This window comes from Nostoc sp. DedQUE05, assembly GCF_034530955.1.
Lineage (GTDB): Bacteria > Cyanobacteriota > Cyanobacteriia > Cyanobacteriales > Nostocaceae > Nostoc.
In genome coordinates this window covers 386,418-409,041 of the sequence record NZ_JAVRCB010000001.1, presented here as the reverse complement: position 1 = coordinate 409,041, position 22,624 = coordinate 386,418, and the positions used below count along the sequence as shown (strand labels likewise).

General features: G+C 43.0%; 20 protein-coding genes and 1 tRNA gene. 15 read left to right on the top strand and 6 right to left on the bottom strand.

Going from position 1 to position 22,624, the window contains the following annotated elements:
* Positions 1-193: 193 nt before the first annotated feature.
* The 3 genes from RMZ42_RS01775 to RMZ42_RS01765 are packed head-to-tail and all read left to right on the top strand — an operon-like array spanning position 194 to position 2,110.
* Entirely contained in the window at positions 194-922 is a 729-nt protein-coding gene (locus RMZ42_RS01775; RefSeq protein WP_322669764.1) for a Uma2 family endonuclease, read from the top strand.
* 19 nt (positions 923-941) lie between these two features.
* Complete coding sequence (locus tag RMZ42_RS01770; RefSeq protein WP_322669763.1) at positions 942-1,292, top strand: type II toxin-antitoxin system PemK/MazF family toxin; 351 nt, start codon at positions 942-944, stop codon at positions 1,290-1,292.
* 5 nt (positions 1,293-1,297) lie between these two features.
* Positions 1,298-2,110 carry a Uma2 family endonuclease gene (locus RMZ42_RS01765; protein ID WP_322669762.1) on the top strand — a complete coding sequence of 271 codons (813 nt, stop codon included), beginning with the start codon at positions 1,298-1,300 and terminating at the stop codon, positions 2,108-2,110.
* Between the two features lie 49 nt (positions 2,111-2,159).
* Here the strand turns inward: RMZ42_RS01765 and RMZ42_RS01760 are convergent, their stop codons facing one another.
* Positions 2,160-2,336, bottom strand: coding sequence for a hypothetical protein (locus tag RMZ42_RS01760; RefSeq protein WP_322669761.1), 177 nt, complete (start codon positions 2,334-2,336; stop codon positions 2,160-2,162).
* A gap of 358 nt (positions 2,337-2,694) precedes the next feature.
* Here RMZ42_RS01760 and RMZ42_RS01755 point away from each other — a divergent pair, with 358 nt between their 5' ends.
* Positions 2,695-3,936: a serine/threonine-protein kinase gene (locus tag RMZ42_RS01755; RefSeq protein WP_322669861.1), complete on the top strand. Its 1,242-nt coding sequence runs from the start codon at positions 2,695-2,697 to the stop codon at positions 3,934-3,936.
* A gap of 293 nt (positions 3,937-4,229) precedes the next feature.
* Here the strand turns inward: RMZ42_RS01755 and RMZ42_RS01750 are convergent, their stop codons facing one another.
* On the bottom strand, positions 4,230-5,150 hold the full coding sequence (locus RMZ42_RS01750) for a Tll0287-like domain-containing protein (RefSeq protein WP_322669760.1): 921 nt from the start codon (positions 5,148-5,150) through the stop codon (positions 4,230-4,232).
* 296 nt (positions 5,151-5,446) lie between these two features.
* On the opposite strand from RMZ42_RS01750, the gene RMZ42_RS01745 reads away from it, so the two are divergent.
* Both RMZ42_RS01745 and RMZ42_RS01740 read left to right on the top strand, forming a co-directional pair.
* The gene (locus tag RMZ42_RS01745) at positions 5,447-7,348 is read left to right on the top strand and encodes a serine/threonine-protein kinase (protein ID WP_322669759.1); all 1,902 of its coding nucleotides are present in this window, start codon (positions 5,447-5,449) and stop codon (positions 7,346-7,348) included.
* A gap of 98 nt (positions 7,349-7,446) precedes the next feature.
* Positions 7,447-8,340 carry an SDH family Clp fold serine proteinase gene (locus tag RMZ42_RS01740; protein WP_322669758.1) on the top strand — a complete coding sequence of 298 codons (894 nt, stop codon included), beginning with the start codon at positions 7,447-7,449 and terminating at the stop codon, positions 8,338-8,340.
* Positions 8,341-8,370: 30 nt separating this feature from the next.
* On the opposite strand, the gene RMZ42_RS01735 is transcribed toward RMZ42_RS01740, so the two are convergent.
* On the bottom strand, positions 8,371-9,084 hold the full coding sequence (locus RMZ42_RS01735) for a peptidoglycan-binding protein (protein ID WP_322669757.1): 714 nt from the start codon (positions 9,082-9,084) through the stop codon (positions 8,371-8,373).
* Positions 9,085-9,422: 338 nt separating this feature from the next.
* Between RMZ42_RS01735 and RMZ42_RS01730 the strand changes: the two genes are divergently transcribed.
* The 7 genes from RMZ42_RS01730 (at position 9,423) to RMZ42_RS01700 (ending at position 18,249) form a co-directional block, all read left to right on the top strand.
* Entirely contained in the window at positions 9,423-10,871 is a 1,449-nt protein-coding gene (locus RMZ42_RS01730; RefSeq protein WP_322669756.1) for a hypothetical protein, read from the top strand.
* Positions 10,872-11,085: 214 nt separating this feature from the next.
* Positions 11,086-11,547 (top strand): ribosome maturation factor RimP, encoded by a 462-nt coding sequence (rimP, locus tag RMZ42_RS01725; protein ID WP_322669755.1) that lies wholly within the window; start codon positions 11,086-11,088, stop codon positions 11,545-11,547.
* 250 nt (positions 11,548-11,797) lie between these two features.
* Positions 11,798-13,084: a transcription termination factor NusA gene (nusA, locus tag RMZ42_RS01720; RefSeq protein WP_322669754.1), complete on the top strand. Its 1,287-nt coding sequence runs from the start codon at positions 11,798-11,800 to the stop codon at positions 13,082-13,084.
* A 134-nt stretch (positions 13,085-13,218) separates the two neighbouring features.
* Positions 13,219-13,488, top strand: a complete 270-nt coding sequence (locus RMZ42_RS01715) for a YlxR family protein (protein WP_322669753.1) — start codon at positions 13,219-13,221, stop codon at positions 13,486-13,488.
* Between the two features lie 476 nt (positions 13,489-13,964).
* Positions 13,965-17,129 (top strand): translation initiation factor IF-2, encoded by a 3,165-nt coding sequence (gene infB, locus RMZ42_RS01710; RefSeq protein ID WP_322669752.1) that lies wholly within the window; start codon positions 13,965-13,967, stop codon positions 17,127-17,129.
* A 105-nt stretch (positions 17,130-17,234) separates the two neighbouring features.
* A complete protein-coding gene (locus RMZ42_RS01705) occupies positions 17,235-17,855 on the top strand; it encodes a low-complexity tail membrane protein (RefSeq protein ID WP_322669751.1) in 621 nt (206 codons plus the stop codon).
* 196 nt (positions 17,856-18,051) lie between these two features.
* Positions 18,052-18,249, top strand: coding sequence for a hypothetical protein (locus tag RMZ42_RS01700; protein WP_322669750.1), 198 nt, complete (start codon positions 18,052-18,054; stop codon positions 18,247-18,249).
* Here RMZ42_RS01700 and RMZ42_RS01695 read toward each other — a convergent pair.
* Entirely contained in the window at positions 18,246-18,782 is a 537-nt protein-coding gene (locus RMZ42_RS01695) for an alpha/beta hydrolase (RefSeq protein ID WP_322669749.1), read from the bottom strand. The two genes, RMZ42_RS01700 and RMZ42_RS01695, sit on opposite strands and share 4 nt — an antisense overlap.
* A 296-nt stretch (positions 18,783-19,078) precedes the next feature.
* On the opposite strand from RMZ42_RS01695, the gene RMZ42_RS01690 reads away from it, so the two are divergent.
* On the top strand, positions 19,079-20,773 hold the full coding sequence (locus RMZ42_RS01690; protein WP_322669748.1) for a DUF1565 domain-containing protein: 1,695 nt from the start codon (positions 19,079-19,081) through the stop codon (positions 20,771-20,773).
* Positions 20,774-21,119: 346 nt separating this feature from the next.
* On the opposite strand, the gene RMZ42_RS01685 is transcribed toward RMZ42_RS01690, so the two are convergent.
* Positions 21,120-21,413 carry a DUF3493 domain-containing protein gene (locus RMZ42_RS01685; RefSeq protein ID WP_322669747.1) on the bottom strand — a complete coding sequence of 98 codons (294 nt, stop codon included), beginning with the start codon at positions 21,411-21,413 and terminating at the stop codon, positions 21,120-21,122.
* Positions 21,414-21,446: 33 nt separating this feature from the next.
* Between RMZ42_RS01685 and RMZ42_RS01680 the strand changes: the two genes are divergently transcribed.
* A tRNA-Thr gene (locus RMZ42_RS01680) sits at positions 21,447-21,518 on the top strand.
* 419 nt (positions 21,519-21,937) lie between these two features.
* Here the strand turns inward: RMZ42_RS01680 and RMZ42_RS01675 are convergent.
* Positions 21,938-22,375: a hypothetical protein gene (locus tag RMZ42_RS01675; RefSeq protein ID WP_322669746.1), complete on the bottom strand. Its 438-nt coding sequence runs from the start codon at positions 22,373-22,375 to the stop codon at positions 21,938-21,940.
* Between the last annotated feature and the right edge of the window lie 249 nt (positions 22,376-22,624).

Here is a 22,624-nt window from a genome sequence, read left to right as displayed (position 1 = left end):
TATTGGGGACTAGGAAGATGAGGGAGATGAGGGAGCAGGGAAGAAGTTGCAGTAAGTTTTTCCCCTCTCCCCCTCTGCCCCTGTGCACCCCTGCCTTCTCTTTCCCAATGCCCAATGACGCCAGTCGCCTCAAGTCGGGAAACCCGCCCACAGCGCTGGCTCCCCAATGCCCAATCCTAAAGGAAAACCGATCATGACAGCCCTCACCCAAGACTACCAAATCACTTGGGAAAAACTACCCGATGATTACAAACTGCCAGATGATCCAGTGGATAACATCAACCAACCAGCCTTAGCTGCTGCACTTACAGAAAGCCTACAATTAGCCGGAAAAATTTCAGCTAACGCCCTAACAACAACTAATTACGGTATTTGTGCCACTTTAAACAAGAAAATGGTCATTAAAGCTCCTGATTGGGCTTTCATTGCCAAAATTAATGTTAGTAGAGAAGAAGTAATACGCAGTTACACACCTCAATTACAGGGTGATATTCCCGTAATTGTGATGGAATTTATTTCCGATACACAGGAAACAGAATATTCTATCAAAGCAACATATCCCCCAGGAAAATGGTTTTTCTACGAGCGCATCTTAAAAGTACCAAACTATATTATCTTTGAGCCAGATAGCGGCAGTTTCGAGATGTATCGCTTGCAGAATACAGAACAATACATTTTGCAAGGGCCTGATGAAAATCAACTCTACTGGATAGCAGAAATGAATCTTTACCTTGGGGTGTGGCAAGGTACTCGTGAAAATCGCCCAGGAAAGTGGTTACGGTGGTGGGACGAACAAGAAAACCTTTTACCTTGGGGTTCTGAGTTAGCTCAACAGGAAAGCCAACGCGCCCAACAAGAACGACAACGCGCCCAACGACTAGCAGCACAATTGCGAGCGGCAGGAATTGAACCAGAAGTGTGATGAAATTTTTTAGGAAAAATTGAAAGCTACTGATCCCGACTTGTTTGAGAAGCTAAGGATCTTACTTATTACAATGCCTTTTTCTGATACAGTAACATTCAAATTTCGCCCAGTGTTATTACTTTTAAACACAGGAAATGATGATGTGATTGTGGCCCGGATTACCAGTCAAAAAACTCAAACGGTTTTTGATTTTGAAATTATAGAATTGCAGCAAGCAGGTTTAATGCGTTCGTCGGTAGTTAGATTGCATAAGATAAACACAGTAGAAAAGCATCTATTAGACCGTCAATTAGGAGTTTTACAACCAAATGATTGGGAAAAAGTGGATCAATGCATCCAGCAAATATGGTCTTCTATTAAAGAATAAAAAATATGACTTCTTCTCGCCACTATATTCCTCAATCTGATCCCCCACTTCCTCCTTGGGAAACTCTGCCAACGATGTATGATTTACCAAGTGACAACCCAGAGGAACCAGGCTTGCCAGACGATTTTCACTTTTTACAACCCTTACTTTTATACCTAACTTTTCAGCCCATTAACTGGAATCCTGAACTAGTTTACAGTGCGGCTGACCTTAATCTCTACTATGATTTACAGCATCCTTTGTGGTATAAACGCCCCGATTGGTTTGGTGCAGTAGGTGTAGAAAAGTTATACAAAGGGCAAGATTTACGGTTAAGTTATGTCACTTGGCAAGAACCAGCAAATCCCTTTGTAGTTATTGAGTTATTATCTCCAGGTACGGAAGACGAAGATTTAGGCACAAGAAGAGAAGGTGCAGTAGATAAACCTCCTAGCAAATGGGAAGTTTATGAACGAATTTTGCGGATTCCCTACTATGTTGTTTTCAGTCGCTATACTAATGAACTTCGGGCTTTTCAGTTGGTCGGCGGTCACTATGAACCGATGAATTTGACCGATGGATACCTATTAATGCCAGAGATAGATTTGAGTTTAGGCTTATGGCAAGGTTCATTTCGAGATATTGAAAGGTTGTGGTTAAGGTGGTTCACTTTGACAGGAGAATTAATTCTTGCACCCACAGAGGAAGCTGCTGCTGCAACTGAACGAGCTATGATTGCAGAACAAGAAGCTGCTCAAGCCAAACGAAAAGTAGAACAATTAGCAGAACGTTTGCGTCAGTTAGGCGTGAATCCTGATGAACTAGATGAATTATTATAGCTTCACAAGTCTTTTGTGATACGCAGCATAATTTTCTGCTTTTGAGGAATCATCTGTACTGAAAACTGCGATCGCCGATGCCGAAGCCGCTATCTGAATAATGATATAGTTTCTCAGAAAGATTAATTTTTGAGAGCGATCGCATATTTAGCACTTGAAATACATATAATATTTCTTTCAGCAAGTCTATAGCAACCTCATTTTTTATGAAAAACCATGATGTCACGCTATATCCTTACTGTTCCTCAACCCAGTTTCAATTGGGTAACTATGCGGAAAATAAGGTTCAGCAGCAAATCTCAAAAGTGATACCCTGAACATTTGCAGATATTACCGCAGACACAGATTATGTTGCGGTGGCTAAAATACTTAAGTATTAGTAGTACGATCGAATTACTCAGGTTAAAATTGTCTATTTGGTAACACAAGACCATCAGAAAATTGTAGAAAAGTGTATTTCCTTGGCTTGATAGTGGTGCTAACCTCAATTTAAAGGATGTTATCAGCCTTTATCTGCTAGAGTTTCTGACTTTCAGCAAATTAGATAATTTATCAATAACAAAATCGCTAGGAGTGCGATGATGATGTCACAGTCCCCTATGACAAGACCAGAAATAGCTGCTGGAACTCTAATCGATAACCGCTATATTATCCAAAAACTTCTAGGACAGGGAGGATTGGGACGAACTTACTTAGCATTTGACACTCGTCGGTTTAATGAAGCCTGTGTTCTCAAAGAATTTGCACCCATTGGCACAGGCGAAAGTGGACTAGAACAATATCGTAACTTATTTAAAAGAGAGGCGAAAATTCTTCATCAATTGCAACATCCTCAAATTCCCAAGTTTTTGGCTTGCTTTGAAGGAGATGGTCGGCTATTCCTAGTACAAGAGTATGTTGACGGTAAAACATATTCAAGACTGCTAGGAGAACTTCAACGTCAAGGAAGAAATTTTTCAGAAGACGAAGTTATACAGTGGCTAAAGAATCTGCTGCCTGTTTTGGAATATGTTCACCAGCACAACATCATCCATCGAGATATTTCTCCAGACAACATCATGTTACCTGATGGCAAGGATCTGCCAGTGCTGATTGACTTCGGGGTAGGCAAGCAAATTGCTGATATTAACGAGGCGAGAAGTTCCAACCACCAGGTAACATTTGTTGGCAAAATGTCCCTTGTAGGCAAAGTTGGATATGCTCCCCGCGAACAGATTAGTTTGGGTTTATGTTCACCCTCTAGTGACCTTTATGCTTTAGGTGTAACTGCTATTGTATTACTCACAGCTAGAGATCCATCTTTACTAATGGATCAATACTCACTTGAATGGAACTGGCGTGATTATACCTATGTTACTGATGGGTTTGCTCAAGTACTTGATTGTATGTTGGAAGATAGGCCTAACAAGCGATACCAAACAGCCAGCGAAGTTCTTCGAGATTTAGAGCGTATTCGAGAACCAGAAATAGCAATGTTTTCTGCAATCATGGTTGATGATTTACCGGCTACGGTATTTAACCCTGAATTTCAGGCTATGTCGGCTTTATCGCAGTCATATAACCAACCTGAAGAAACAATTTTTAATTCACCCACTAGTCCACAAACTGGGCAAAGAATTGAACAACAATCTTCACTCCAACCAGCATTTATCAAACATTGTCAGCAAGAATTAGCCTACCACATCGGCCCAATGGCAAATCTGATTATAGAAGAAATACTAGCCCACAATCCTTATATTTCAGCGGACCAATTTATTGAACTTGTAACTAAGGAGATTCCTAATTTTCAAGCAGCTTTTGAATTTAAAAAAAGCTTATTTTCATAGAGATTTAGACATCACGGATTGAGGAATAATTTTTAATCTTTTAACTAATTCTATGGGTTTAAGTCAACAAAGCTAATAAAATTAGCAAACTTTTTTAGTAGGTTTAAATATCCTAGAAACAAAAATTAATTACGTTAACATCCTGCAAAGCGATTCTGTATACTTCTATGAGGGAAGCAAGTTACACGCAACGTCTTGTACAGAGCTTAATTAAGTTAGTGTCCCGCAAAGCGAGTTTGCGTACCCTTACAGAGAAGCAAGCTACGCTTTTAAGTCTCTTAGAGAGAACGTCATTAGAAATTATTGTAATCGCCTGTACCTCCTTGAGTACGTTTGATTCTTTTCATCGCCATTTCTAAACTTAACTGCATCCGTTTAAAGGCTCTAGCTAAATTACCGATTTCATCATTAGACATCTGCTCAAATTCAACTTCCATATGTCCCGTACTAACTTCTTCGGCTATGCGAGTCATGCGTTTGAGAGGCTTCACAACTTGTCGATTCAAGAACAAGTTGACTAATAGGATAGTCGCTATAAATATAGCTGATACAATCAAGATAATTAGTAAAGAAGACTGATTTGCTTTATTAATGACATTCTTGGCGGGTACTGATATAATCTGAGCGCCAACAATTTCATTAAGTTTCCACCCAAATCCATTAGCAGCACCATAAAGACTAATCATACTTTGAGGTGCAGCTTCAGGTACGCTATGACAGGCCAGACAGCTTTGTTCAGACACTGCTAAGGGACGAGCAATATAAAAGATATCCCCACCAGGAATTGAGCGAAATCCACTAACTTCTTTAAGGTCTGATTTATTTCTGAACTGTTCTACAATTTCCGTCTCAAAACCGTCAGCCTTATCCCGAAGATTTGTGGGATTGAGAGTTGCTTCTTTATAAAAGAAATCACGGTAGTCTGTTGTTTTCCGTAAAATTTCAAACACTTCTCGTGCTGAGTATCCAGGAACGGTTTGTGGCAAAAATTCAGTAGCCAATTTATCAACTAGCTCTGGATTCACTTGAGTACTGGTGTATTTACGAACAGAACTCATTGTTTGGATGAGCATGAGACCAGTGGAGCTAATATCTTGTTTAGCATTCTCCCTCAGTAGAGAAGAAAGAGTAAATCCACTCAAGCTCAGACCAAATGTCAAAATTACCAGTAGCAGAATTGTAAATTTTTGTTTCAAATTGAGATTCTTTAGCATAATTTTAGATTACCTACAAGTCAAATTATTATGAACAAATATGTCTAAAGTTACTGTTTACTGTAACATGAGCAATCAACTTTCATTTTTTCGTATAAAGGCATAGTTTAGCCAAAACTATGAGGGTATATCCAAACTTTATACTATTAGTAATTATTGAGGTTAATGAAAATGTTATCTAAGTAAGTAAGTTCTAAAAAGCTACAACAGCAATTCAAATGGAATTCCCAAAAATTCGTGTTGGCTGAACTGAATACCGTGCCAAAATAAATACCAGCAATTGTCAAATATTACTAATGGTGTGGAATGCAGGAAAGTCTTTATTCGGGGGACGCTACATTATTGAAAGCCAACTAGGTGAAGGCGGAATTGGCATTACTTATCTTGCCAGAAATCAACGAAATCAACAGCGAGTGATTAAAACCCTCAAAGAAGAAATCCTGAATCACCCCGCCTGGATACTCCACCGAAACAAGTTACGGCAAGACTTTCGTGATGAAGCAGTTCGGCTGGCTGTGTGCCACCATCCTCATATAGTACAGATAGAAACCATCTTCGATGAGGGAAATTTGCCCTGCATGGTGATGGATTACATCGAAGGGGAAGACTTAGCACAGCGCTTGAGGCGAATAGGAGTGTTATCAGAGGCAGAAGCACTACTTTACATCCGGCAAATTGGCGATGCTTTGACCTTAATCCATTCTAAAGGACTGTTGCATCGGGATCTCAAACCACGCAACATCATGATCCGCATTGATAAATTAGAAGCAGTGCTGATAGACTTTGGCATCGCTAGAGAATTTATTCCTAATACGATCCAAAGGCATACAGTGTATCGTACTCCTGGTTTTGCCCCACCTGAACAGTATGAATCAGAAGCGCCGCGAGGAGAATATATTGATATTTACGCCCTAGCCGCTACTTTGTATAATTTGCTTACCGCAGTTGTACCGACTAGTGCAGATGATAGACGTCACAATATTAATTTAGAACCACCACAATATTTTAATCCCAACATCACCAATAGGGTAAATCAAGCTATTATGTGCGGCATGGATCTGGAGTCAACGTATCGTCCCCAGTCTGTGCAAGAGTGGTTGGATTTATTAGGCCCTGAGACAGGGGAGTATGTAACAAAAAGCTCATCTAATTTAGTGATAACCCCTAAGCTGCAACTACCTGTACCTGTTGTATTAGATCGGCAGAACTGGAAATGCGTACAGACCCTCAAAGGTCATTCTAGTATGGTTCATGCGATCGCCATTAGCCCAGACGGACAATTTATTGCTAGTGGCAGTAATGACAAGACCATCAAACTTTGGCAAGTGAGTACTGGCAAGCTAGTGCGTCAACTGGGTCGTTGGCCTTCTAGTCATTCCAGTATGGTTCATTCGGTCGCCTTTAGCCCAATCCCAATCTCTTCAAACCTTTCTTATCAAGGCGAATCCGGCAAATCTGCGGGAGTTGCAGACCTAAATCGGGGAATCTTAGCTAGCGGGAGTTGGGATAATACAATCAAATTGTGGGATGTGAACACGGGTAAAGAAATTCGTACTCTCACTGGTCATGCTAATTGGGTAAATTCCGTTATTTTTAGTCCAGATGGCAAGTTTTTGGCTAGTGGCAGCGCTGACTGCACAATCAAACTGTGGCAGGTAAACACAGGCATAGAAATCCAAACTTTCACAGGTCATTCCGACCCAGTTTCGTCAGTCGCCTACTCTCCGAGAACGTTTACAACCAATAGCCAGGATAGACAACTGGTGGCTAGTGGCAGTAATGATTACACTATTAAATTGTGGCAAGTATACACGGGCAAGAACATTTACACATTCACAGGCCATTCTTTCTTTGTCAACTGTATCGCCTTCAGCAAAAATGGGGAAATTATCGCCAGTGGCAGTGGTGACAACACGATTAAACTCTGGCATATAAATACAGGCAAAGAAATTCGTACTCTCATAGGTCATTCTGATTCAGTTTGGTCAGTCGCCTTTAGCCAGGATGGACAATTTCTCGCTAGTGGCAGTTGGGACAACACTATCAAACTGTGGCACATACACAGTGGCAGAGAAATCAGCACACTTACAGGGCATTCCAACTATGTTAGATGTGTCGCCTTCAGTCCCGATGGCCAAACCCTAGTTAGCGGTAGTGATGACGACACTATTAAAATTTGGCGAAGGGGTAGTAAATAATTCGTAATTTTTCTATAAATCTACAGATAGAACTGCGATCGCCCCAAATTTGTGACAATAATGACGGCAACCGTTATTTTTGAACAAAAATAAATTATATGGGCTTTGGTATTGGTGATTTATTCTGGATTTTCCTCCTTCTGACTTCTTTGCAACCCCTTTGGCAAAAACGTCAAATAGAATATCGGCGCTTGCGTGCTTTACAAGAATTCCAACAGGAACGCAAAAGTCGGGTGATTTTACTAATTCACCGTCAAGAGTCCATTAGCTTTTTGGGAATTCCTATATCTCGCTACATTACTATTGAAGACTCAGAACAAATATTGCGAGCAATTCGCCTCACACCGCCAGATGTAGCAATTGACTTAATTTTGCACACTCCTGGCGGTTTGGTTTTAGCTACGGAACAAATCGCCAGAGCGTTAATTCGCCACCAAGCAAAAGTCACAGTTTTTGTACCTCACTATGCTATGAGTGGCGGTACAATGCTTGCCCTCGCCTCTGATGAAATTATTATGGATGCTAACGCTGTCTTGGGTCCAGTCGATCCCCAACTGGGTAATTACCCCGCAGCCAGTATTCTGAAAGTGGTTGAAGATAAACCCATCGGTGAGATTGATGACCAAACCCTAATTATGGCTGACCTATCACGCAAAGCAATACAGCAGGTACAGCGGTTTGTACGAACTTTGCTAAAAGACAGTGTACCTAAACAAAAAGTTCTGCCAGAAAATATCGAACCGATTATCGAAGCCTTGACAACTGGGCGCGTCACCCATGACTATCCCATCACTATTGAAGAAGCAACAGAAATGGGGCTGCCCGTAACCGTCGGACTGCCCCATTCTATTTATAATCTCATGGATATGTACCCACAGCCACAAGGAGGACGACCCAGCGTGCAGTACATTCCTATGCCTTACAATGACCGCCGTCCAATTCTACCTACACCCAAGGGCAGACCCTTAGAAGAACCAAATCAGATCGCTTGAGCGGATTTGGGGTAGGAGTTTTTTTGGCAACTAGGGTGTAGCTGTTGGTGTAGCTGTTGGTGTAGCTGTTGGTGTAGCTGTTGGTGTAGCTGTTGGTGTAGCTGTTGGCGTAGCTGTCGGTGTCGCTGTTGGCGTAGCTGTCGGTGTCGCTGTTGGCGTAGCTGTCGGCGTAGCTGTCGGTGTCGCTCTCGGTGTTGCTCTCGGTGTTGCTCTCGGTGTTGCTCTCGGTGTCGCTGTCGGTGTCGCTGTCGGTTTAGTTGTCGGCTGGCTGAAGAGTGTCTTTGCTTCTTCATTCAGCTTTTGGCGGAGTGCTAAGTTAGCAATTCCAGTTTCTTGCAACTGATATTTCTTCTGATACTCCTTCACCACTTCTTCCGTGCGAGAACCATAAAAACGATCGCGCGGCAGAGGAGGATTTGGCTTCACCACTGCATTCAAATTTCTGTGTAGAATTTGAACGATGTTAGCAGCAAAATCTTGGGTTTTTGGCCCTGCGATGCCATCAACTGGTTTTAGCTTATAACCAGTCTGAAATTCTCGAATTGCCTTTTTAGTTTCCTCGTCTGTCAAAGCGGTATTTGTTACCTTGACGTTATAGCCTAATCCCCGCAATACTTCACGGAATTGCTGGGGTGTATAACTTCTTTGAGGGGCTGCAAAACCTGTGTCTGTAATTACCAAACTAGCAGTCATCAGGCAAGTAACAGCAAAGGTTGCGCTTGATTTTCCAAACCCACACCACATACTTAAAAACTCCTTTGGGTCAAATCAGCAGGATCGTAAACGTTAACAGCTGCATTTTAAGTTTGTTTAATAACTTTTTTCACGATTATTTAATGAATTTTGAACAAATTGTGATTTTTTTTTGTTAAATTTAGCTAGATATTTAAACAATAACTTCTGTCATCCATCAAAAGAAGTATCTTGTATAAGTAAAGATATAGCGGTTATCATTTGAAGCGAATATACCCTTTTAACCCTAAACTGCGTTAGAAAATCACATCTGTGCATTGAGCGTCAGCTGAAGGTGAAAAGCAGTCTCTTTACCTGTGGACCTCAACAAGTATCATATATTACAAAAAATGAAAAATATAAAATCTTCTAAGCAGCGTAATCTTTGGGTTGAAAGATTTATGGCAATTGCTGCCGCAGTAAATTTAGGTTTAGTGTTGTTTGATTTAAGTTATGTACCTTGGCGAGATTTCTACTTGCGAAAACTTCCCCAAATTACTAATATTTATGACCCAATCAAAGGTATTGAAAGTCATCGAGACACAAAAAGTTATCTAGAAACAGTAGACGCATTAGAGGAACAAGTTAGGCAAACTGGGTTACAGTCGCCTCAGGTAAATAACAGGCTAATACAAATAAGTCGTCTTAGTAGCGAGATGATTGACAGTAACCCGTTTGCGGGAGCTAATAAGAGTGGGACTCTGGAGAAAATCAAACAAAGGATGCGATCGCACATCCGCAAAGAATCTGCAAAACAGTCCTTCGCTACTTTTTGGAGTCAGCCGCACCTATCACAAAATAGCTGGGATAAAGAAATTAATTTTTTCAACAAAAGCATCCGCCCTTTGATCGCCAGTAACTACTACCGCCAAATCGGGGAAAATGGCGATTTTATTGATAAATTCTGGATTATTGACTTACCTTTTGTGATTTTATTTGGCGTAGAATTGCTGGGGCGCACTTTCTTGCTCAGACGCCAACATCCTGGTTTTAGCTGGTTAGAAGCACTATTGTGGCGTTGGTACGATTTATTTTTACTAATACCCTTTTGGCGAGGGTTGCGAATTATACCTGTATTAATTCGCCTCGATCGAGCTCAGTTATTGAATCTGCATCCAGTGCGAAAGCAAATTAATCAGGGGATTGTCGCCAATTTTGCTGAAGAACTCACAGAAATTGTTGTGGTGAGAGTGATTAATCAGGTTCAGGGTTCAATTCAGCGGGGTGAATTGACAAGCTGGCTCTCGCAACAAGAAAATTTACGTCCCTACATAGATATTAATAATGTGAATGAAGTGGAAGCGATCGCAGGTCTTTTGGTAAAAACAATTGTCTACCAAGTGCTACCTGATATCCAACCTGCGATCGTTGCCATTCTGCGCCACAACATCGAAACCGTCTTCCATCAAGTCCCCGTCTACCGCAACCTCCAGAATCTCCCTGGCGTGGCACAGGCTCAAACCCAGTTAAGCGAACAACTGGCGACTCAAATCACAACTAATCTTTACAAAACTTTAGTTAGCGCTGTTGAAGACCCTGTAGGAGCACAACTCACCAGTCAGCTAGTAGAAAGCTTCACCCAGGTCTTAGGATCTCAAATCAAGGAAAAACATGTACTCTCAGAAATTCAAAGTTTACTTTTTGACTTCTTAGAGGAAATCAAACTCAACTACGTCCAGCGTTTATCCCAAGAAGACATAGACCAAATTATCGAGCAAACCCGGCAGCTAAGAACACAAGTATCAGTTCCGGTGGTAGTAGATAAAGGCGCTATTCTCCCCAAAATACGAGAAGGGTAGGGAGAGCAGAGGGGCAGGGGAGCAGGGGAGATGAGAGGACAAGAAGAATAACCAATGTCCAATGCCCCATGCCCCATGCCCAATACACGACTATAAAAGAAATGCGCTAAACTCGAATTAGGCGAATCATAACTTGGTTCGTCACAAGACTTCTTGGAAGATATACCTATCGCAGGAAGTGGGTCGATGCCCACTTTTTTTATTGAATTCTCTCATGGCTCATCCTTTAGTTCCACAAATTATTGATTTGGCGACACCAGTGGCAGAAGAACTGGGATTGGAAGTGGTTGGCGTGGTTTTTCACACCAACCAAAGTCCACCAGTGTTGCGGGTAGACATTCGCAATCCAGAGCAAGACACTGGGTTGAACGATTGTGAGAGGATGAGCCGTGCTTTAGAAGCCTCCTTAGATGCTGCGGAAATCGTTCCAGATACATACGTCTTGGAAGTGTCTAGTCCCGGTATTTCGCGGCAATTGGTAACAGACAGGGAGTTTATTTCCTTTAAAGGATTTCCTGTTATTGTCTCCACAACGCCCCCCTACGACGGACAACAAGAGTGGATTGGTCAGTTGATTCGTCGGGATGAGACAACACTTTATTTAAATCAAAAAGGTCGTGTAGTCGAAATTCCCCGCTCTCTAATTACTAAGGTGCAGTTAGAGGAGCGCCAATAAACAAGTTACTAAGGCTAGAAGCTAGGGACTAGGGATTGGAGGGGTAGAGGAGCAGAGGAGCAGAGGAGCAGAGGAGCAAGGGTGACAAGGTGACAAGGTGACAAGAGGTGAGAACTTGCAACAAGTTTTTTTCCCTTGTCCCCAATTCTCCTTGTCCTCTTGTCCTCTTGTCCTCTTCCCAATGCCCAATGCCCAATGCCCAATGCCCAACACCCAGTCCCCAGTCCCTAATTTTTAAAGGAGATTGCTTATGTCAATGGTTACTTTATCTGGATTAAAAGAATTAATTGAAAGTATAAGTCGCGAACGGAATTTACCCAGGCTTGCGGTTCAATCAGCTATAAGAGAAGCACTACTCAAAGGCTATGAACGTTATCGCCGCGCCCAAAATTTAGAGCGCAAACAGTTTGACGAAGATTATTTTGAAAATTTTGAAGTAGAACTCGATATTGAAGGAGAAGGATTTCGCGTTCTTTCTACCAAAACCATTGTTGAAGAAGTAGATAATACAGATCATCAAATTTCTCTAGACGAAGTTCAACAAGTCGCTCCCGAAGCGCAGTTAGGGGACTCTGTAGTGCTGGATGTTACCCCCGACCAAGGAGAATTTGGTCGGATGGCGGCGATGCAAACTAAGCAAGTATTGGCGCAAAAATTACGCGATCAACAGCGCCAGATGGTGCAAGAAGAGTTCCAAGATTTAGAAGGAACTGTTCTCCAAGCAAGAGTCCTGCGGTTTGAACGGCAATCAGTGGTTCTAGCAGTTAGCAGCGGCTTTGGTCAGCCAGAAGTAGAAGCCGAATTACCAAAGCGGGAACAGTTGCCCAACGATAATTATCGGGCAAATGCCACCTTCAAGGTATATCTCAAAAAAGTCTCCCAAGGTCAGCAACGAGGGCCACAGTTGCTTGTGTCTCGTGCTGATGCTGGTTTGGTAGTTTATCTTTTCGCCAACGAAGTCCCAGAAATTGAAGATGAAGTTGTACGGATTGTTGCTGTAGCTAGGGAGGCAAACCCCCCTTCCCGTTATGTCGGCCCCCGAACTAAAATAGCAGTAGATACTCTCGATCGCGATGTAGACCCAGTAGGCGCTTGTATTGGAGCTAGGGGATCGCGAATTCAAGTGGTAGTCAACGAATTACGCGGTGAAAAAATAGATGTAATTCGCTGGTCGCCAGACCCAGCAACATACATTGCTAATGCCTTAAGTCCAGCACGGGTAGATGAAGTACGCTTGATGGACCCAGAATCACGGCAAACTCACGTACTTGTAGCTGAAGATCAATTGAGTTTGGCTATTGGGAAAGAAGGACAAAACGTCCGTTTGGCAGCCCGTCTGACTGGTTGGAAAATAGACATTAAAGACAAAGCTAAGTATGACTATGCAGCAGAGGATACCAAGTTTGCAGCCGTCAGAACAAAATATCAAACAGAAGAATCAGAAGAAGACGACTCGGACTTTGAAGAAGAATTCGAGGATGAAAATCAGAACGAACTAGAAGAGGAAGATAGTTTTGACAATAACGATGATGAATAATTGATTAATTTTGTAAAGTTTTGATAGTGTAAGATTGTAGTCTCAGTCTCAAAAGCTACTTGGTATAAGTAAAAAATAGTCATAATAAACTTATTTTTACTTCCATTATCCTAGACTGAGATCGCAAAGAACCGATGAAACCAAATTATCGGCGCTGTATTAGCTGCCGGAAAGTAAGCTCAAAAGATCAGTTTTGGCGGATTGTCCGCGTCTTTCCATCGGGAAAGGTACAATTAGATCAGGGCATGGGGCGTTCTGCCTATATTTGTCCAGAAACGAGTTGCTTACAAGCGGCTCAAAAAAAAAATCGACTAGGGCGATCGCTACATGCATCAGTGCCAGAAGCACTGTACCAAAGCTTGTCGCAACGTCTAGCCCGCAGTAATACCCAAAACCAAATTTAGTTGGAACAACTTTGTGACGTAATCATTAGAGGAATTGTGTCGAAAGCCGAAGTAGTGCTTTCATCAAACTCCCTGTTGAACGTTAAGGTTAGTGCCAAAATAGTAAATGGGTGTAAAAGGCATTAGGCTCTCGAATAACGAGGGGCGAGGCAATATTCCCAGAACAAGATGTAATCGATTGTGTTGTGGAATCAGAATCAACAAAACAAGAAACTACAAAATGGCAACCTGGTAGCGCTCAGGCGCAGTTCGGCGTCAAGGGTTCCTATAAAAATCTTTTATTTAAGAAATTTTTATGGGTATCCCTCAACCATCATTCCTGGTGGGGATGCCATTATTAAACCGAAACATCTCTCTTTCCTGATTGGAGGCACCGGCAAAAACTGAACGGCAGTCTAAAAACAGTAGTCCAAGGATGGAGATGTCGCAAACCAGGCAACCATCCGCTAAAACTGTAAATTAAAGGGGAAGAGTGGATGACCAACGGCAAAGTTAGAATTTATGAATTATCAAAGGAATTGAATTTGGATAACAAAGAGCTACTAGCAATTTGCGACCAGCTCGATATTGCGGTCAAAAGCCATAGCAGCACGATTTCAGAATCCGAGGCAGAAAACATCCGGGCGGCAGCAGAAAAGCTTGCAGCTACGAGTGTGTCAGCCAAAAAGGAACTAGGTACAACCAGCCATAAGCCAAATTCACCACCCAACGGCGGACCTTCGCGACCTGCTGCACCCCACAAACAGCAAATTTTGGAAATACGTAAACCCAAAATATTGAGAAATACTACTCCCAACGCCCCAGAGGCGTCACTTGCTAACAATACCCAAGCTGCCTTGTCTGAAGCTAATCCTCCCTCTCCTCCACGGCCTTTCGCTACACCAGTCTCACCCCAAAAACCGGCAGCACCAACTCGACCTGTGCCCCGGACTCAATCTGAGACTCAAGAGCAACCCTCGATCGCTGACTTGGAACAAACGCCTAATCCAAATCCGGCACCGGAAAAAATAGCATCCCAAAAACCGGAAAAAATAGTTCCGCCCAGACCGAAATCGGAAAAACCGATTAAACCACAACTAGTTGCTCCTCCAGCCAGACCTGCGGCAGAAGAAGCCCAGGTGGTAGATGAGCCGCCAGTATCTCAGGCAGATAAACCGATCCTCAAACGCGACCAACGGCTACGTCCCGCGGAAGGCGATCGCGAACAAATTAAGCCGAGAGTCGCTAAACTGCCAACAGACCAGTCTCCACCAAGTGCGCCACAAAGGACAAGTCGTCCTACCCCTGCACCCAGCAGACCAGAGCAGAGAGGTAATAGACCATCTGCACCATCACAACTGGGAGAGGGACAAAGACCCAGACCGGCACGTCCAGGTGAAGCAGTAGCAGCCGCAATGCCGATCGCTACTCCACCCAGACAGATGTCAGGCATAGCGGGCAAATCTCAAGGATTGGGTGATGAACCAGTCACACCGGATCTCCTTGATTTAAAACGCCCAAGTCCGCCTCGACCGACCAAAGGCGGCAAAAAGTGGGTAGAAGAGGAAATAATTGACGAGGTTAAAGAGAAGGCAAAAGCTGGCGTCAAAGGTAAGCGAATCAAACCCATACTTGATGATGAGTTTGAAGAAGATTTGCTAGATGATGACGATATCGACTCACCAGCCACAGTCCAAGTCAGCCTTTCTATCGCTCGTCCTCCCAAACCGAAAGCGACTCGACCTGTACAGATACCAGGTGCAACCCTTGCTAGCGCCCCAACTGCAAGAGCCAGAAAGTCTGGTTCCAGGTCTGGTTCCAAGTCTGGTTCTGGGCGCGACAATCACCAAAACCGTCGCCAAGAAGCCGAGACAAAGCGCGATCGCCCCGAAAAAGTGACGATCACAGGGCCGTTGACTGTGCAAGAACTGGCTGACGTTTTAGCCGTTCCCGATACAGAGATTGTGAAAATCCTGTTCCTTAAAGGTATGGCGGTGAGTATCACTCAAAATCTGGATATTCCCACAATTACCCTGGTAGGAAAAGAACTAGAAATAGAAGTCGAAACCGCCGAACGAGAAGCAGAAGCTCGAAAAATTACGGAAATGGTCGGTGCAGAAGACCAAGAATATCTCCACCGCCGTCCGCCTGTGGTGACAATCATGGGTCACGTAGACCACGGTAAAACAACCCTGCTCGACTCAATCCGCAAAACCAAAGTGGCTGCTGGCGAAGCTGGCGGGATCACTCAACACATCGGTGCATACCATGTGGATGTCGAACATGAGGGGAAACCACAGCAGATAGTCTTCCTGGATACTCCTGGTCACGAAGCCTTTACAGCTATGCGGGCACGAGGAGCGCGGGTAACAGATATTGCCGTCTTAGTAGTCGCTGCTGATGATGGTGTCCGTCCCCAAACCATTGAAGCCATTAGCCACGCCCAAGCTGCTGGAGTGCCAATTGTTGTTGCAATTAACAAAATTGACAAAGAAGGGGCACAGCCAGAACGCGTTAAACAAGAACTCACTCAGTATGGTCTGACATCAGAAGACTGGGGCGGTGAGACAATCATGGTTCCCGTGAGCGCCATCAGAGGTGAAAATCTGGATACGCTCTTAGAGATGATTCTCTTAGTAGCAGAGGTTGCAGAACTATCTGCCAACCCAGATCGTACCGCCAAAGGAACTGTCATTGAAGCACATCTGGATAAAGCTAAAGGAGCAGTTGCTACCCTGCTAATTCAGAATGGTACCCTGCATGTGGGAGATATCTTAGTAGCTGGCTCGGCCTTCGGTAAAGTCCGGGCGATGGTAGATGACAGAGGCAAGAGAGTAGACATTGCTTCTCCTTCCTTTGCTGTCGAGGTACTAGGTTTAAGTGATGTGCCGGCAGCCGGCGACGAGTTTGAGGTCTTCCAAAACGAGAAAGAAGCCAGAGCGCTAGCAAGCGATCGCGCCGACAGACAACGCCTATCCCGTTTGTTACAGGGTCGTGTTACTCTTACAACCTTGTCGGCTCAAGCACAAGAAGGCGAGTTGAAAGAACTCAACTTGATCTTGAAGGGAGACGTACAAGGTTCGGTAGAAGCCATTGTGGGAGCGCTCAAGCAAATCCCGCAAAACGAAGTCCAAATTCGGATGCTGTTGGCTACTGCTGGGGAAATCACCGAGACAGATATCGACTTAGCAGCTGCCAGTAACGCTGTAATTATTGGCTTCAATACCACCTTCGCTAGTGGTGCCAGACAAGCTGCCGATGAAGCGGGTGTAGATGTTCGTGAATACAACGTAATCTACAAACTCCTAGAAGATATCCAAGATGCCTTGGAAGGTCTTTTGGAACCAGAGTTGGTGGAAGAACCCTTGGGTCAAACCGAAGTCCGTGCCGTCTTCCCAGTCGGTCGCGGTGCTGTTGCCGGTTGCTACGTTCAATCTGGCAAGCTAGTTCGCAACTGTAAAGTCAGGGTGCGACGCGGCGGTAAGGTGATCTATGAAGGCGTTCTTGACTCCCTAAAACGGATGAAAGAAGATAGCCGTGAAGTCAACGCGGGTTATGAATGCGGTGTCGGCATCGATAAATTCAATGATTGGGTTGAAGGTGACATCATCGAAGCCTATCAAATGGTTACGAAGCGCCGCACTCTCACCTTAACGAGATAGTGTTGAGGGTAAAATGGTTAGAAGTTAGGAGTGATAAATTAGGAGTTAGGAGTTAAAGACTGCTAATTCCTAACTCCTAACTCTTAACTCACAACTTTTTATAATATGCATTCATTTCGCTCTGAACCTATTTTGTGGATTCACGTCGCTGGATTAGCGACGTTGCCTGTTTTTTTAGTACTCTGCTTATTGTTTTTGTCTGTAGGCGAGCCATTTTTACCGGTCTGGATGGAGCTATTGTTAGTTGGCGCCATTGGTGTTCTCCCCCTGCTATGGATGCAGTTGCGTCGCCCTTTTTATATATTTGCTCTTTTAGGAATAGCCCAAAAACCAGAAAATCTGACTGAGCGGCAGCGAAAAATTCTCTGTTTAATTAATACAAAGGTAAATCGTATCCTGGCATTGGTGGCAGCAGCCTTGTCGGTTTGGATACTGTGGTATCTTTACCAAATTGCCCCATTAGTAGCAGATTCAGCTAAATTTCTCCCACAATGGCGCAGTGTTGCATTAGTGCTGGCGGGATTAGCATTTTTGGGTGGCAATCTATTTTTACAAGTACCTGTGAGTGTAATGCGAGTTTTGGTGACTAATGACACAGAATTTGCTGGCATAGAACCATTATCTTTAGAAAAGATTAAGCAAGATTTCACAATTTTAGGGGTGCGAGTTAATCAAATCGTGCCTCGATTATTACAATCCTTGTTTAAGATAAATACAGATTCGTAGCAGGCCGTAAAGTATATTATTTAACTTTAAAGGGCTACAAATAAGTATCAGAAGATGCAGGGGTGCAGAGGAGAATAACTAATAATCAATGACGCCACTTGCTCCACTTGGGGAGACCCCAAGACCGCAGTGGCTCCCCAATGCCCCATTGCCAATACCCAGTTACCGTTGAAGAAAAACAAAGGAATGAGGAACTATGGCTCAAATTCCAGCTTCTAGCGATCGCCAATTTTCTGATGATACTGAAATTTGGTATAGTCTCAAATGTGCGATCTCCAATAGTTCCGGTTTTCAACGCTGGCAACTAGAACGGGATGCTCAATTACACGGAATTCGCTTGGAACAGCAGGTACAGCGGTATTTAAGAGAAACTTTAGAAACTTTAGCTTACTAAAGACCAAACAAATCTTGTAAGTTTGTTTGCAAACGACGGAGTTGACGGTATGCACCCTGCAAGCGATCGCCATCAACTTCCACTTCATTTGTGGGATAATTCTTAATAATTTCAATCAGCGACACTTGCCCGTCTTGATTCGCAGAAAGTACCAAAGCGGCTCGTAAAGCTTGCCGATTTGCTCTTTGAGACGGTGTAGAAATAACTTGACTAACTCGATCCAAAATAATATTACCAATCTGGCTATTTAGCGCTCTATCTAAAAATACAGCGTTTACCTTCACTGGCTGTGTTAAATACTGACGAATGGCTTTGGGGTCTTGTCGCGCCAAAGCTAAATTCACTTTTAGTAAAGGTGAGAGTTCACCTGTTTCGGCAAAGGTGGATATTTCCTCTACAGAAAGTGATTCACGGAAAATACCATACTTCAGGACTACTCGTTCTGCCGCAAAGGCAGGAGTGGACAAAAACAGAAGACAGATAATGCCTACTAAAACTAAGATGCGATGCAGCCATAAAAAATTAAAATGCATTTCTCTCGATTTCCAATAGGTTTGCTTTTTTCTGCGATGATATTCCAGCAGAATTAGTTGCAGCATCTAGCTTTAGGGAATACTAAAAAATCGCCTCATCCTCATAGTGCCCCTAAGAAAATTTTCTGAATAACACAATATAACTAATGTATAAGTTCTGTAACCTCTCTAAGGAATTTAGCTGAATCAGTGCTAATCATCCAGTATAGTTTTGCATGGGTTTTAGAGCAGCTACAACGCTGTTATCTTTAACCTTGTTCGACATACCGTAATTCAGCACATCACAGACTCAAAAAATGAAATATCGGGGTTCTCACATTTCTCTTGCGAAAAATTTTCGCCTTCTTTCTAGCAATCATCTCAGATATTCTTTGCGCGTGGGAGCCGGACTCACGGCAATGCTTGTTGTTTCTAGTAGTTCACTACTACTACCTGGTCAGGTTAATGCTGGTGCGACTCATCCAGAAAATATCGCCCCAACTCGCACAGCGCAAGCTCCTGCAACTGCCGCAGCGATTTACGTTAATCCAGCAACTGGTGCAGATAGGGCTGGTGCTGGTGCCACCTCGGCAGCACCCTACAAAAGCATAAGTTTTGCTCTCAGTCAAGCCCAAGCAGGTGCAGTTATTCAATTAGCACCTGGTAACTATAACCAAGAAAGTGGTGAAACCTTCCCGCTTTTACTTAAACCAGGGGTGACACTGCGGGGTGATGAAGCTACTAAAGGTCAGGCGATATTGATTACAGGTGGAGGCTTCTACACTAGTCGCACTTTTGCCAGACAAGACATTACCATCCTGGCCGAGCAAGATACCACGATCGCTGGTGTCAGCGTCACCAACCCAAATAGCCGAGGTACGGCTGTGTGGGTGGAGTCAACTAATCCGACTATCAAAAACAGTACTTTTACTAACAGTGTTAGAGAGGGTGTTTTTGTCACGGGTACAGGCAATCCCAGAGTCGAAGGTAATCTCTTTGTGCAAAACAAAGGGAATGGGATTTCAGTTGCTAGAGCTGCCCAAGGAGAAATTCGGAATAACTTATTTCAGGATACTGGTTTTGGTCTTGCGATCGGTGGCACTTCCACACCTCTAGTTGTAGAAAACCAAATTATCGAAAACCAAGACGGTCTTTTTATCTCAGAGTCAGCGAAGCCCGTATTGCGTAAAAATGTCATTCAAAATAATAAGCGGGATGGAGTAGTAGCAACTGTCAACGCTTCACCCGACCTTGGCACCAACGAAAATCCTGGCGGCAATCTTATCCGCAATAACACTCGTTATGATGTGAACAACGCCACCAAAACCAGTAAAATTGTCGCTGTTGGCAACGATATCGATCAGAAAAAGATTTTTGGCTCAGTAGATTTTGTTGCCGCCAGTGTTGATGTACCGCCTGGAGGGGCTGTTGCCTTTAAAGATGTACCAGCAAATTACTGGGCAAAAAGCTACATCGAAGCTTTAGCTTCTCAAAATATTATTGCTGGTTTTCCTGATGGCAGCTTTAAACCCAATGAACCTGTAACTCGCGCTCAATTCGCCACTATTGTCACTAAAGCCCTAACACCACCAACCAAACGCCCAGCAATTAAATTTAAGGATGTAGCAAGCAATTTCTGGGCTTACGCTGCCATTCAATCTGCTTACCAGGGTCAATTTGTTTCTGGTTATCCCGATGGCACTTTTAAGCCACAGCAGCAAATTCCGAGAGTGCAGGCGTTAGTCTCTTTAGCTAATGGTTTGGGCTTAACTGCAAGTAATCAAAATGTCGTTTCCTTTTACACCGATGCTGCTCAGATTCCTAATTATGCGATCGCACCAGTTGCCGCCGCAACTGCACGGCAATTAGTGATCAACTATCCCACCGCGAAGCAACTCAATCCTAATCGTCAGGCGACTAGAGCCGAAGTTGCTGCCTTTGTTTATCAGGCACTTGTCAATGCTGGACGTGCCCAACCAATTCCTTCATCTTATTTGGTAACAGTTCAGTAAATATCTAGTTAGCAAATTGGAAACGCCAGACTGATAAATTATCAGTCTGGCGCTTTCAATATAGCGATTTTTTAATTTTAGGGTTTTTGAATCATAAAATTTGGGGTCTTTAAATATAGCTGACACCATCTGAATGTGATTGGGTTTATAGTCAGGGTCTTTATATTGGCTGACCCCGTTTCAATGATTTCTATTTTCACAGAAATTTTTGCTTTTTGAGATTTCCTAATAATTTTTTTACTTTTTCTTTCTGGATATTTTAATCTTCATAAAAGCATGAGTAAATTTGAAGAAAAGATATATCAAAAGAAAGTAGTCAAAAATTAACTAGCTAAGATTTCTCCCTTCAGGAATTAGGATTTTTACCCGAATTGGGGCGTTGTTGCTGACGTTGTTCCCAACGCCAAAGGAAAACCATTAAAGCAACTATTCCTACTTGGAGAGCTAAATTAGGCAAAGCGCTCTCAACATCGCGTCCGGCAAGCACTTGGAAGAAAAAGACGAATGCACCGAGTGAACCAGAAGCAGCGAAAGCAATGTAAAAAAATTGTCGTAAACCGCGAAAAGGAGCAGCTATTTCTGCTTTCAGGCTGGCATACTGTTCAGGATTAAGACGATTTTTGGGATTTTGATCTACCATGATTAAATCATGTTATACTCTTAGATTGTGTACGCCGATGTGGCTCAGTGGTAGAGCAGCTGATTCGTAATCAGCAGGCCGTGGGTTCAAATCCCATCATCGGCTTTGGTGAAAGTATTCCTCAATATTAGAGTTTGGCATAAATCAAGTGTACAGTAACTAATTATTTGTCGTCGGTGACACATTGATCTCGTTGTGACAAATTATTGTCATCAAACCTATTAATCCGCTTCCGTATGTATTGGTGACAAATTTTTGTCATCTTTTTGAAAAGCAACAATTTATACAGCATATTTCAAGTTGCTGAGGTACACAAGCTAAGTCTGTTACCCAGATATAAACCATGTCTTACTCCTGAATTCTGACTCATAAATTCTGAATTTTGCTGTATATGGAGCTTATAGCAATTCTTTATGAAGGCGCATAGAAAGAACCCCACCGCCTGCGGCACCTCCCCTTGGTAAGGGGAGGTTGGGAGGGGTCAAAATAATGTGTAGCCTCATATAAAATTGGTATCAGGTGGATTATTGCAGCAAAGGAGCTGTGTCATTACCGTTAGTTGACGCATTGGCAATTGCAGCTTGAGTAGGTTGAGTAGTAAGAATCGCTACAAGTGGAGTAACTTTTGAAGTAGATTGTTTATTTCGTTTGCGATTAGAGCCGCCAGCTTTGGAATACTCTATACTGTTTCTGCCGTAGACAGTTGCAACTCCACTTAGCATTCGTTCAGACATTTCGGAGAGAGCTTTATCCATCTGGGTTACTGTTTTACGCGATTCTTCCAGATTGGACACCAGCGTATTATTAGCTTCTACCATTGCACGGGTAGTATTGATTAAGTGGTTGTAGGCTTCAATAGTTAACCCATGTCCTAAATCCAGATTTTCATCAATAGATTTAAGCAAGGCGAGACGAAGTTGGGCTTTGTCAACAGCAGCAGAACCACGAGTTTTTAAAGACATAACACATCCTTTTTTAATAATTCCTTGTTCAACATAGTGGAGTATCCTTTTGCCTGAGATGGGTAGTTTTGTGGATTTATTTCATTAAAAGTTCAACGAAATAATTACGAGTTTGCCTGTGTTTTTACTCATTTGTCATATCAATTTGTTGTTTGAGAATAAGTGCAATCAGCAACAGTAATCACAAAATCAATAAATGAGTACCCCGAAATAACAAATGGGTACCCCGAAATAACAAATGGGTACCCC